The sequence below is a fragment of the Pseudomonas sp. ZL2 genome (genome assembly GCF_054788455.1).
Genome location: NZ_JBGOGX010000035.1, coordinates 1 through 12,431 on the forward strand (window position 1 = coordinate 1; position 12,431 = coordinate 12,431).

10 protein-coding genes are annotated in these 12,431 nt (G+C 63.7%); 4 read left to right on the forward strand and 6 right to left on the reverse strand.

The window, feature by feature from the left end; translation table 11 throughout:
* Nucleotides 1-67 precede the first annotated feature (67 nt).
* The 4 genes from ABM562_RS20015 to ABM562_RS20030 are packed head-to-tail and all read right to left on the reverse strand — an operon-like array spanning nucleotide 68 to nucleotide 6,187.
* Entirely contained in the window at nucleotides 68-1,477 is a 1,410-nt protein-coding gene (locus tag ABM562_RS20015; RefSeq protein WP_460423062.1) for an efflux transporter outer membrane subunit, read from the reverse strand.
* Entirely contained in the window at nucleotides 1,474-4,557 is a 3,084-nt protein-coding gene (locus ABM562_RS20020; RefSeq protein ID WP_115087481.1) for a MexW/MexI family multidrug efflux RND transporter permease subunit, read from the reverse strand. Before ABM562_RS20020 ends, ABM562_RS20015 begins: the two co-directional genes overlap by 4 nt.
* 22 nt (nucleotides 4,558-4,579) lie before the next feature.
* Nucleotides 4,580-5,677 carry an efflux RND transporter periplasmic adaptor subunit gene (locus ABM562_RS20025; protein WP_460423064.1) on the reverse strand — a complete coding sequence of 366 codons (1,098 nt, stop codon included), beginning with the start codon at nucleotides 5,675-5,677 and terminating at the stop codon, nucleotides 4,580-4,582.
* 24 nt (nucleotides 5,678-5,701) lie between these two features.
* On the reverse strand, nucleotides 5,702-6,187 hold the full coding sequence (locus tag ABM562_RS20030; protein ID WP_134063206.1) for a DUF2165 family protein: 486 nt from the start codon (nucleotides 6,185-6,187) through the stop codon (nucleotides 5,702-5,704).
* A 329-nt stretch (nucleotides 6,188-6,516) separates the two neighbouring features.
* Between ABM562_RS20030 and ABM562_RS20035 the strand changes: the two genes are divergently transcribed.
* Nucleotides 6,517-7,938 (forward strand): purine-cytosine permease family protein, encoded by a 1,422-nt coding sequence (locus ABM562_RS20035; RefSeq protein WP_460423066.1) that lies wholly within the window; start codon nucleotides 6,517-6,519, stop codon nucleotides 7,936-7,938.
* 54 nt (nucleotides 7,939-7,992) lie between these two features.
* Here the strand turns inward: ABM562_RS20035 and ABM562_RS20040 are convergent, their stop codons facing one another.
* A complete protein-coding gene (locus ABM562_RS20040; RefSeq protein ID WP_010227092.1) occupies nucleotides 7,993-8,208 on the reverse strand; it encodes a TOBE domain-containing protein in 216 nt (71 codons plus the stop codon).
* Between the two features lie 214 nt (nucleotides 8,209-8,422).
* Here ABM562_RS20040 and ABM562_RS20045 point away from each other — a divergent pair, with 214 nt between their 5' ends.
* The 3 genes from ABM562_RS20045 (at nucleotide 8,423) to ABM562_RS20055 (ending at nucleotide 11,552) form a co-directional block, all read left to right on the forward strand.
* Nucleotides 8,423-9,598 carry an acyl-CoA dehydrogenase family protein gene (locus ABM562_RS20045; protein WP_115087485.1) on the forward strand — a complete coding sequence of 392 codons (1,176 nt, stop codon included), beginning with the start codon at nucleotides 8,423-8,425 and terminating at the stop codon, nucleotides 9,596-9,598.
* A gap of 10 nt (nucleotides 9,599-9,608) precedes the next feature.
* Nucleotides 9,609-10,709, forward strand: coding sequence for a sigma-54 interaction domain-containing protein (locus ABM562_RS20050; protein ID WP_460423068.1), 1,101 nt, complete (start codon nucleotides 9,609-9,611; stop codon nucleotides 10,707-10,709).
* Nucleotides 10,710-10,877: 168 nt separating this feature from the next.
* Nucleotides 10,878-11,552 (forward strand): polysaccharide lyase family 7 protein, encoded by a 675-nt coding sequence (locus tag ABM562_RS20055; RefSeq protein WP_115087487.1) that lies wholly within the window; start codon nucleotides 10,878-10,880, stop codon nucleotides 11,550-11,552.
* On the opposite strand, the gene ABM562_RS20060 is transcribed toward ABM562_RS20055, so the two are convergent.
* The gene (locus ABM562_RS20060) at nucleotides 11,524-12,417 is read right to left on the reverse strand and encodes a LysR substrate-binding domain-containing protein (protein WP_115087488.1); all 894 of its coding nucleotides are present in this window, start codon (nucleotides 12,415-12,417) and stop codon (nucleotides 11,524-11,526) included. The two genes, ABM562_RS20055 and ABM562_RS20060, sit on opposite strands and share 29 nt — an antisense overlap.
* Nucleotides 12,418-12,431 lie beyond the last annotated feature (14 nt).

The window sequence follows — 12,431 nt, forward strand, 5'->3', positions numbered from 1 at the left end:
ACCGGCCTCATCGCTGGCAAGCCAGCTCCCACAGTGGATCTGTGTACGCCGGACCGCGATGAGCCGATCACTGCACCCCACCACTGCCCCAGCCCAACGCCTTGTACAAGGCAATCGCATTCAAGTACGAAGCGGTCTCCGCCTCCGCCACTTCACGCTTGATCAAGAAGAACGCGCGCTGGTTTTCCAGCACGGCCATGTAGGTACCCGCCCCGCGCCGATAGCGCTTGGAGGCGATGTCGATGGCATCAGCGCCATGGGCCGCCGACTGCATCAGCGCGCCGAGGCGGGTCTGGTTGCGGGCCAGGCGAGTGACGGCGTTTTCCACTTCTTCGCGGGCCAGCAACAGTGACTGCTCATAGCGCGCCTGCGCTCCTTGCGATTGCGCCTCGGCAGCTCGCAAACGGGCTTTGGCATTGCCCAAACGGAACGCCGGCCAGGTCACCGTTGGCGCCAGTTCGTAGGCCCGCGCCGCGCTGCCCAGGTCGCCGCTGCGCAAAGCAAAGAAGCCGATGAAGCCGCCCAGGTCCAGGCGCGGGTACAGCTCGGCGGTGGCCACGCCGACGTCTTCGCTGCTGGCCGCCAGTTGCCGTTCGGCACTGGCGACATCCGGGCGATTGTTGATCAGCGCGTTGACGTCGCCCAAAGGCAGTTGCCGCGCCAGCGGTGGCAAAAACCGTGCTTGCGCAGGCTCTTGGGCAAGGCTGGGCGCACGTCCGGTGAGTACATCCAGGCGGTACCCGGCCTCCTGGATCGATGCCTGCAACGGTGGCACCGCCGCTTCGCTGAGCAGCAGGTTGGCATGGGCACTTTGCTCGTCCTCGTACTGGCCGCTGCCGGCACGCACCTGGGCACTGGTGAGTTTCAGGGTTTCGCGCCAGGCCTCGACCTGGGCCTGCGCCACTTCAAGGCTGCGGCGCAAACCCTGTTGCTGGTAATAGGCCCGGGCGACTTCGGCGGCGATGCTCAGGCGCATCTGCTCAAGGTCCGCCCGCGCCGCCTCCGAGCGTGCCTCAGCCGCAGCGGTCAGGCGCTGCAAACGGCCGAACAGGTCGATCTCCCACTGCACGTCAAAACCTGCGCGATAGCTGCGCGAGAACATGCGCTGCGGCTCGCTGCCATCGGCCAGTTGCTGTTGCTCAAGGCTCTGGCTGAAGCCGGTGCGCGCGGTCACCCCTGGATATTGGTCCAGGCGCCGGTCATCGAACAGCGCCCGCGCCGCCAGCAGGTTGGCCTGGGCCTGGCGGATGTCGTGGTTGTGCTTGAGCGCGGTGTCGACCAGGTGATCGAGTTGCGGGTCATCGAAAAACGACCACCACTGCGCCGGCAACTGCGCACCCGCGGCAAACTGCTGCTGTTGCGGCGTGCTCAAGGGGATTGGCGCAGGGGTTGCCTTTTCATAGTCGGGGCCGACCTTGCAGCCCGCCACTGCCAGGCTCGAAAGCACACAGGCCAGGGCCAGGTTCGCTCTGTTCATCCTTCGCTCCTCAGCGCATCAGCCAGGGACACCGCACGCGGCGTGCGCGCAGCCACCGAGTGTTTGCGCGCCAACAGGCTGTACACCGTGGGCAGCACGAACAGGGTGAACAGGGTGCCGATCAACATGCCGCAGACAATCACCAGGCCCAGGCCGAAACGGCTGTTGGCCCCGGCGCCGGAGGCGAACAGCAAGGGGATCAGGCCTACCACCATGGCCGCAGTGGTCATCAGGATCGGCCGCAACCGAATCTGCGCCGCCTTGCTGATCGCCGCAGCACGGTCAAGCTGCTCTTCTTCCTGCAGGGTGTTGGCGAATTCAACCATGAGGATGCCGTGCTTGCTGATCAGGCCAATCAGGGTCACCAGGCCGATCTGGGTGTAGATGTTCACCGTCGCATAGCCCAGTGCCAGCGGAATCAGCGCACCACTGATCGACAGCGGCACGGTGATGAGGATGATCAGCGGGTCGATCAGGCTTTCGTACTGCGCCGCCAGCACCAGGTAGATGACGATCACCGCCGCCAGGAATGCCAGCATCAGCGCACTGCCCTCCTGGGTGTACTGACGCGCATCGGACTGCCAGTCATAGCTGAAGCCGGCCGGCAATGATGCCGCCACCTGGTCGAGAAACGCTACCGCATCGCCCAGGGTCACCCCGGCCGCTGGAATGCCCTGAAAGGTCGCGGCGTTCTGCTGGTTGAACTGGGTCAGTTTGTTCGGCTCGACCTGCTCGGACACCTGCACCACCGTCGACAGCGGCACCAGCGTGCCGTCTTCGCTGCGCACGTACTGGCGGGTCAGGGTTTGCGCGGTCAGGCGCTGGCTGCGCGGGCTCTGTGCGATCACGTCGTAGGAGCGCCCTTCCAGGCCGAAGCGGTTCAAGTAGTTCTCCCCCACCAGCACCGCCAGCGACTCGCCGATGTCCTGCATGCGAATGCCCATGCTATTGGCCTTGGCCCGGTCGACCCGCACCTGGACCACCGGGTTGTTGTAGTCCAGGTCGCTGTCGACCACAGCGAACAGACCACTGTCTCGGGCCTTCTGCTTGATCTCCTCCATGGTCTGGTACAGCACCTGATAATCCTGGGAACTGCGCAGCACCAGTTGCACCGGCAAGCCACCGGTGGAACCCGGCAAGGCCGGCAGCTGGAAGGCGAAGATGCTGGTGCCTTCGACATCGTTGACCGCCGCCTGCAAGTCGACCTGGATCTGCGCAGCGGTACGCTCCCGTTCGTCCCACAACGACAGGTTGATGCCGCCGATGCCCGAGGCCAGGCCGTCGCTGCCGTTGATGATCCAGGTGCTGACGGTTTCCGGCAGACGGTTGTAGACCTGGTCGAGCTTGTCGGCAAAGCGCTCGACGTACTCGAGGTTGGCGTGCTGCGGCGCCTTGATCGCGGTCAGCAGCCCGGCCTGGTCTTCGGTCGGTGCCAATTCGCGCTGGGGCAAGCCGTACAGCCAGGGCAAGCTGAGCAGCACCAGCAAGGCAAAACCCACGCTCAGCCAGCGCCGTGCCAGGGAGAACTCCAGCGCCCGGCTGTAGCGCGTTGCCAGGGCGTCGAAGAAGCGGTTGGCGGCATGGGCCATGCGCCCTTCCGACTGTTTGGACTGCAACAGGAACGAGCTCATCACGGGCGACAGGGTCAGGGCCACCACCCCGGAGACCACCACCGCCCCGGCCAGGGTCAGGGCAAACTCGCGAAACAGCGCGCCGGTCAACCCGCCCATCATGCCGATCGGCGCGTACACCGCAGCCAGGGTGATGGTCATGGCAATCACCGGCCCGGCCACTTCCCGCGCCCCCACCAGGGCAGCGGCCACCGGAGTCTTACCCTCCTCGATATGGCGGTGGACGTTCTCCACCACGACGATGGCATCGTCCACCACCAGGCCAACGGCCAGGACCATGGCCAGCAAGGTCAACAAGTTGAGGCTGAAGCCGAACATCAGCATCAGCGCCGCCGCGCCAAGCATCGACAGCGGAATGGTCACCACCGGAATCAGCACCGTACGCAGCGAACCCAGGCACAGGTAGATGACGATCACCACGATCAGCAGCGCTTCGAGCAGGGTCTTGGTCACCTCGTCGATGGACGCCTGGATGAAGCGCGCGGTCTCGAACGCCAGCTCGGCCTTGACGTCCGGCGGCAGGGTCTTGCGGATGTCCGGCAGCACCTTGCGGATACCGTCGACGATCACCAGCGGGTTGCCGCCGGGGGTCGGAAACAGGCCCAGGTGCACGGCGCGCACGCCATCCATGGAGGCGCTGGTTTCCACCGAGGCGGCGCCCAGCTCGACGGTGCCGACATCCTTGATGCGCACCAGGCCATTGCCGTCGTTGCGGATCACCAGCTCGCGAAATTCGCCGACGCTGGTCAGGTCGGTGTTGACCCGAATGTTGGAAACCACGAACTGGCCTTTGACCTTGCCGGGCGCTGCCTGGTAGTTGTTGCGCCTGACTGCCTCGGCGACATCCGCAGCCGTCAGGCCGCGTGCAGCCAGGCGCGCCGGGTCGATCCACAGACGCATCGACAGGGTCTGGCCACCAAACACCTGAACCTTGGCCACACCGTCGATGGTGGTCAGGATCGGCTCGACCACCCGCGCCAGGTAGTCGGTCATCGCCGGAGTCGACAGGCTGTTGCTGGCAAAGCCGATATAGGCCACCGCCGTCGACTCGCCGGACGAGCGTTCGATCACCGGGTCATAGGCCTGCTCGGGCAGGCGAAAGCGCACCTGGTTGACCTTGGCCATGACTTCGGTCAGCGCCTGGGTCGAATCGCGGTTGAGCTCCATGCGTACGGTGACCAGGCTGCGGCCCTGCACCGAGGACGACGACAGGTAGTCGATGCCCTCGACCGACGACACCGCCTGGGCGATCGGCTGGGTGACGAAGCCCTGCATCAGCTCGGCCGAGGCGCCGGGGTATTCGGTGGTGACGGTGATGGTGGAACTTTCCAGCATCGGGTATTGGCGGATCGGCAACTGGCGCAGGGAGAGGATGCCCAGCAGCAGGATAAGGATGCTGACCACCAGCGCCAGCACCGGCCGACGCACGAACAGATCGGTGAATTTCATCGGAGGGTCTCTGGGCGATCGGTCAGGAGCCGGACAGCGCCGGGGCTTGCAGGGTGTCTGCGGTGGCTTCCACCGCTACCCCGTCACTGAGCTTGAGCTGGCCGGAGGTCACCACCTGGTCGGCCTCGTCCAGCCCTTCGAGGATGATCACCCGGCCGTCCTGGCGCTCGCCGATCTTCACCGGCACCCGTTGCACCACCAGCGCCTGTTGCTGCTCGTCATGGCGGGCGAGGAACACCGTGTCGCCATAGGCGGTGTAGGTCACGGCGGTTTCCGGCACGCTGAGGATCTCGGCCACCTGCGGGTCGGCGACCTTGACGCTGGCATACATGCCGGCCTTGAGCAGCGCATCGGCGTTGTCCAGGGTGGCCTGCACCTGCACCGTACGCGAACGGCCGATCAATGGGTCGATGGCGGTGATGCGCGCCGGGAATGTTCGCTCGGGATAGGCATCGAGCAGCACCTCGACCGGCTGCCCGGGCTTGAGGTGGATGCTCAGTTGCTCGTCGAGGGAGAAGTTCACATACAAGGTGCGGGTGTCGATCAGGCTGACGATGGCATCGCCGACATTCAGGTACTGGCCTTCGTTGACCTTGCGAATGCCCAGCACGCCGTCGAAGGGCGCGCGGATGGTCTTCTGCGCGATTACCGCCTCGGTGTGCACCAGTTCGCCGCTGGCCATGTCGCGGGCGGCCAGGGCGTTGTCGAGCTGCTCCTGGGTGGCGGCGTTTTCCGCCACCAGCTCACGGACCCGGCGGTGGTTGATCTGCGCATTGTGCAACTGCGCCTGCAGGCGAATGCGTTCGGCCTGCTCGGGGGCGTCGTTGAGGGTGATCAGCACATCGCCACGGCGCACCTTTTGCCCGGAGACGAAGTTGATCCGCGTCACCCGCCCGCCGATCTCAGCCGAGACCAGCACCTGGCGCGCCGCCTCAAGCTCGCCGACCCCGGCGAAAAAACCGTTGGCCGGGCCACGCTGCACCGTGCCCAATGCCACCTTGATAAGCGACCTGGCCGGCGGCGCCGAAGCCTGTGCGCCATGCGGTTGTTGCCAGACCACCAGCAACGCTATTGCTGCGCCCACCAGTACGGTGCCGAGCGCGAGGTTCTTCCTGTTCATCCATCACTCCCTGTGAGGCTGGCCTCAGGCCCACTGCACGTTGAACACCACGAAGGCCAGCAGGGCCCAGAGCACCAGTACCAGATGGGTCAGTTGCAAGCCTTCCTGGCGAATCCAGTAGCCGAACCACAACCCGCCCAGGAGCATGGCGAAGGAAAAACCGAGAAACGCGCTCAGGGCCAGGTTCAGCCAGGGCCGCGCTGGCTCGAGCCCGGTACCGATCAACAGGACGTAGGTGCCGATCAGGGCCGCGACCGCCGCGACCACCTGCAGTACCAGCACCACCAGCAAGGCGATGCGGTGGGCAGCAGTGGCGTGCAGGGCCCGGGACAACAGCGGAATATCGATGGCCGGTGCCTGGCGTAACGGCGCCATGGCCATGGTCGCGCCAACCGCGCCGAGGGAAGCGCGAAACGCCTGCAGGTTGTTGAGTACCGCGATGCCGAGCCAGAGGCTCAGGCCAATAGCCTGAACGGCCTGGAACAGCCAGAGGGAAGTGTGCAAATCCATTTGAACGTCCGTGGTGGTTGAGCGCAATAACACAAGAAAACACTTGGATATTAGAGCCGTGCCTGCCAATGCACAACCCACAGAACGCTAACCACCCTGCTCAGGTAAAACATTGTCGGCGGTCATGCTTTGCCGACGCAGGCTTGCGAAGCCCTGCCCCGACCACTGAATTGATCACCTTCATCCATCGCGACGGATGGGTGCAGCAAAGTCGACACCTTCACTTGACTGTATTTGTATATACATGCTCATATCTGTTTCAGTCGCCCACCTGCGTTCGGCTGGCGACCCGACCGCGACAACACAACAATAGGCGGAGATCCCGAGCAATGACCCAGGCCAATGCCTCGCGCAGCAAGCCCCTGATCGAGCGGCGCTCGATCGACTACATCCCGGAAAACGAACGACACGGACGCCTCTACAGCCAGTTCACCCTGTGGCTGGGCGCCAACCTGCAAATCACCGCAATCGTCACCGGGGCCCTGGCCGTGGTGCTTGGTGGCGATGTGTTCTGGTCGCTGATCGGCCTGCTGCTCGGCCAACTGGTCGGTGGCGCGGTCATGGCCCTGCACGCCGCCCAGGGGCCGAAACTCGGCCTGCCGCAGATGATCTCCAGCCGCGTGCAGTTCGGTGTGTATGGCGCGGCCATCCCGATTGCCCTGGTGTGCCTGATGTACCTGGGCTTCACCGCCACCGGCACAGTGCTTTCGGGCCAGGCCATCGGCCAGTTGCTGAGTGTCAGTGACAGCGCCGGCATCCTGATCTTCGCCGGGGTCATCGTCCTCGCCACGGTGTTCGGCTACCGCATGATCCACTGGATCGGCCGGGTCGCCAGCGTGCTGGGGATCATCGCCTTCGTCTACCTGTTCAGCCGCATCATGGTCATCAGCGACATCAGCCAGTTGCTGGAGAACCGCCACTTCACCTGGGCCTCGTTCCTGCTCGCAGTGTCGCTGTCGGCGTCCTGGCAAATTTCCTTCGGCCCGTATGTCGCCGACTACTCGCGCTACCTGCCGAGCAACACCTCATCGTTCAAGACCTTCCTCGCCGCGGGCCTGGGCTCGGTGGTCGGCGCCCAGGCGTCGATGGTGCTCGGGGTGTTTGCCGCAGCGATTGCCAACGGCCAGTTCTCCGGCCGTGAAGTGGCCTACATCGTTGGCCTGGGCGGTACCGGCGCCACCGCCGCGCTGCTGTACTTCAGCATCGCCTTCGGCAAGGTGACCATCTCCACCCTCAACTCCTACGGCAGCTTCATGTGCATCGCCACCATCATCAGTGGCTTTCGCGGGCACATCGAAGTGACCCGGCGCCAGCGCCTGTTCTTCGTCCTGGCCATTGTCGGTGCCTCGACCCTGATCGCCCTGCTCGGCCAGCATTCGTTCCTGGCTGCGTTCAAGTCGTTCATCCTGTTCCTGCTGACTTTCTTCGTGCCCTGGAGTGCGGTCAACCTGGTGGACTACTACTTCATCACCAAGGAGCGCTACGACGTGCCGGCACTGGGTAATCCCAACGGCCGCTACGGGCGCTGGAACATGCCCGGCATCATCGTCTACACCATTGGCGTGCTGGTGCAGATGCCGTTCATTTCCACCAAGCTCTACACCGGTCCCATGGTTGCCCATCTGGGCGGCGTCGACCTGTCGTGGATCATCGGCCTGGTGGTGCCGAGCGTGCTGTATTACCTGGTTGCACGGCGCAAGGCCGCCGATGCCCCAGCGCAGATGATCCTGCCGCAAAGCAGCCATTCCTGAAACAAAAAGGCCGAGCCCCGTCGCCGGGGCTCGGCCTGTTTTTGTTCCTGTCCTTCATAGCTTGGCGATCGATACCTCGGTGGATTTGACGAAGGCAATCACTTCACTGCCGACCCGCAGTTCCAGCTCGTGCACCGAGCGGGTGGTGATCACCGAGGTGACGATGCCAGCGGAGGTCTGCACATCGATTTCCGAGACCACCGGGCCTTCGATGATCTCCTTGACCGTGCCTTTGAACTGATTGCGTACGTTGATCGCCTTGATGGTCATGCGCTGCTTCCTCGTCCTGGGGTGCACTGCCGCGCAGTGCTTGAGGTGCAGAGTGCGCCTGGGCAGATAAAATTAAAAAGAATAAATACTTACGAATATAGAACCAAAAGAAATATAAAAATCGTCATATAGAAAGATCCATAAGTTATTTATTTTCAGTTTTTTAGATCCTTTAGCATCGGTGCCACCCTCATAGAGCAAGTGAGCGCCACCTTTGCACAGCACTCCATCGACCCCTCTGCAAATCGCGCGGGAACTGGCCAGTGAGTTCGCCCGCACCGCAGTCGAGCGCGACCGCCAGGGCGGCACGCCCAAGGCCGAGCGCGATGCCATCCGCAACAGCGGCCTGCTGGCCTTGAGCATCCCCCGCGACTTCGGCGGGCTGGGCGCCAGCTGGACGCAAACCTTCGACGTGGTCCGTGAATTCGCCCGTGTCGACAGCTCGCTGGCCCACGTGTTCGGCTTTCATCACCTGATGCTCGCCACCGTGCGTCTGTTTGCCACCCCGGCGCAGTGGCAGCCGTGGTTCGAACTGACCGCGCGCAAGAGCTGGTTCTGGGGCAACGCCCTCAACCCGCTGGACACCCGCACGGTGGTCAAAGACCGCGGCAGCTTTCGTGAATTCTCCGGCAAAAAGAGCTTCTGCTCCGGCGCCAGCGATTCGGAAATGCTCATCGCCTCGGCGGTGGACGAAAGCGCGGGCGGCAAGCTGTTGATCGCGGCGATTCCCAGCGGCCGCACCGGTATCACCCTGCACAACGACTGGCACAACATGGGTCAGCGCCAGACCGACAGTGGCAGCGCCACCTTCGAACGGGTCCGGGTGGAAGAAAGCGACCTGCTGCTTGAGCCCGGCCCCTTGAGCACGCCGTTCGCCTGTCTGCGGCCGCTGATTGCCCAGCTGCATTTCGCCAATATCTTCCTTGGCATCGCCGAAGGCGCCTTCGACGAGGCCCGGCATTACGCCTTGCGCGAATCGCGGCCATGGTTCAAGTCACCCGCCGAGCAGAGCAGCGCCGACCCTTACGTGCTCAACCATTTCGGCGACTTCTGGGTGCGCCTGCAGGGCGCACGTTTGTTGGTCGAGCAGGCCGCCCTCGAGCTGGACCAGGCCTGGGGCAGGGGCGCGGCGTTGAGTGCCGAACAACGCGGGCGCCTGGCCGTAACCATTGCCACCGCCAAGGTTGCCGCCAGCCGTGATGGCCTGGAGATTTGCAGCAAGGTGTTTGAAGTCACCGGTGCCCGCGCCACCCAGGCCTCGGTGGGCCTCGACCGGCACTGGCGCAACCTGCGCACCCAGAGCCTGCACGACCCGCTCGACTACAAGCTGCACGAACTCGGTGAATGGGCCCTGCGTGGGCAATTGCCGACTCCGACCTTCTACTCATAGTGTGACCGCCATGCAATTGTTGACCCTACCGCCCTCCCCGGCCCTGGCCACCTCGATCCGCGCCACTGCGCAAGTGTTTGAAGACCCCAAGTCGCAGGCCTTGCTGGCGCACCTGCAGCGGGTTGCGCCGAGTGAAGCCAGCGTACTGATCATCGGCGAAACCGGCACCGGCAAAGAGCTGGTGGCCCGCCACATCCACAACTTGAGCGGCCGGCGCGACAAGCCTTTCGTGGCGGTCAACTGCGGGGCGTTTTCCGAATCGCTGGTCGAGGCCGAGCTGTTCGGTCACGAAAAAGGCGCATTCACCGGCGCCCTCAGCTCCAAGGCCGGCTGGTTCGAAGAAGCCAACGGCGGCACCCTGTTCCTCGACGAGATCGGCGACTTGCCGATGCCGATCCAGGTCAAGCTGCTGCGCGTGTTGCAAGAGCGCGAAGTGGTGCGCCTGGGCTCGCGCAAGAGCATCCCCATCGATGTGCGGGTGCTGGCGGCGACCAACGTGCAGCTGGAAAAAGCCATCAACGCCGGGCATTTTCGCGAAGACCTGTACTACCGTCTCGACGTGGTCAGCCTGGAGCTGGTGCCGCTGCGCGAACGCCCGGGCAACATCCTGCCGTTGACCCGCCACTTCATCCAGGCCTACAGCCAGCGCCTGGGCTATGGCGAGGTCAGCCTCAGCAGCGAGGCCGAAGCCAAGCTGCGCGGCTATGGCTGGCCGGGCAATATTCGCGAGCTGGAAAACGTCATCCATCACACCTTGTTGATCTGCCGCGACGGCGTGATCCGCCAGGAGGACCTGCGCCTGTCGAACATGCGCATCGAACGCGCCGACGACAGCCCCGGCAGTGATGACTCGGCTGAGGGGCTGCTGGAGCGGGCCTTCCAGAAACTCTTCGAGCAGCCCGGCGGCGCCTTGCACGAGAAGGTCGAGGATGCGCTGTTGCGGGCGGCGTATCGGTTCAGTCATTACAACCAGGTGCATACGGCGAACCTGCTCGGGCTGAGTCGCAACGTCACCCGTACCCGGTTGATCAAGATGGGCGAGCTGGCGGTGAATCGCAGGCAGCCTGCGGGGAATACCCAGGGCGAGCGGGTGCTGAATCTGTCCATCTAGTGGACTCATCGCGGGTCAAGCCCGCTCCCACAGGTCTTGCACCTCTCACAGAAATTGCAGCCAGCAATTAATTTAGCCATTGACGAATATTTAGCTTACAGCTAAATATTAGCTCAAGCCCACATTCATTTCAGAGAGGGCCCACATCCAAAACCGAAGGAGAAACACATGAGCGTCAACATCGACCGACTCACCATCACCACCCCGGTGCCCAAGTCCAGCACCGACCCCACCGCCCTGGAATTGACCGGTGCCCAGGCGCTTGAACAACTGCCACAGGTCATCGCCACCTTGAGCGACGGCTCGGTCCGCTTCACCGCCCCGACCAAGGGCGCCTCAAGCAAAAGCACTCACCGCACCCGCTGCGAATGGAAAGAACCCACCTACTGGTCACTCAGCAGCGCCGCCAAACACCACAACCACCAGACCATGACCCTGAGCAAGGTCAACTCGGCGCAGAAGGTGGTGATCTCCCAATTGCACGTCAAGAACGACGACAGCCCGGCGGTCAAGGTGTTCTGGAACAAGGGCAAGCTCACCTACGGCTTTCGCCAGAGCTACAACCAGGCCGCCCCGGCCAGCGTCACCCTGCTGGCCAACGTGCCGCTGGGCGCCGCGTTCGAGATCATCCTCGATGTCACCGCCCAAGGCGTGGTCACCCTCGTCGCCACCTGCAACGGCACTACCGGCAGCAGCGGCGCACTGCAGATGGACAGCAGCTGGAACAGCCGCACTTTCAACTTCCATGGCGGGGTCTACAACCAGATCGACTACAGCGACAGCACCCCCAGCACTGACGGTTCAATCTGCATCATCAACGCGCTGGCGCTGGGTCACCATTAAGCCCTGAGCTGCCCGCCAGGCGCTGCTCCAGCCATTGGCAGAAGCTCACAGTCAAGGCCTCCCCTTCACTGTTGCGGTGCACCAGCCATGCCCATTTGGGACCGCGCACGGTCTGCTCGGTCAGGGCCACCAGGCTGCCTTGCACACGAGCCTGCTCGGCCAGCAATGCACTCACCAGCGCAATACCCAAGCCCTGGCTGGCAGCGTCGAGCAACTGCCCAGGGTCGGAAAAATTCAGGCCCTGCAGCTTCTGCCCTACGCCCTCGCCACCCTGGGTGTGCCAGTAGCTCCAGTCCATTTCCCGCTCGCCATGCAAAGTGGTCCGCTGCTGCACCTCTTGCGCCAGCAAGCGCGGGTGACAGGCCGGATACAAGCGATCCTGCAACAACACACGAAAGCCACAATCGGCCTGGGCGCTGATGTCGTCACGCACCGCGACGTCAATCGTCTGGGTGGTCATGTCGGGGATTTCATCGCTGGTGAACAGCCACAGGTCCACTTCCGGGTGCCGGCGATGGAAGTCGCCCAGGTGCGGCACCAGCCAGTGCCGGGCGAACGCCGGAGTAGTGTTGACCACCAGTTGGTTGGGTTTGCGGTACTGCTCCAGGCGGCGAATGCCTACGGTCAGTTGTTGCAGCATTACCTGGGTGGTGCTGAGCAGGTCATGGCCGGCATCGGTGAGCGACACACTGCGCCCTTCGCGAAAGAACAGCGGTTGCTCCAGGTAGTTTTCCAGGCTGCGGATCTGCTGGCTGATCGCCGACTGGGTCAGGTGCAACTCTTCGGCGGCCTTGTGAAAACTGCCCAGGCGCGCTGCCGCTTCAAAGCCGCGCAAGGTATTGAGGGGTGGCCAGTGTTTCAGCATGATTGATAAGCCCA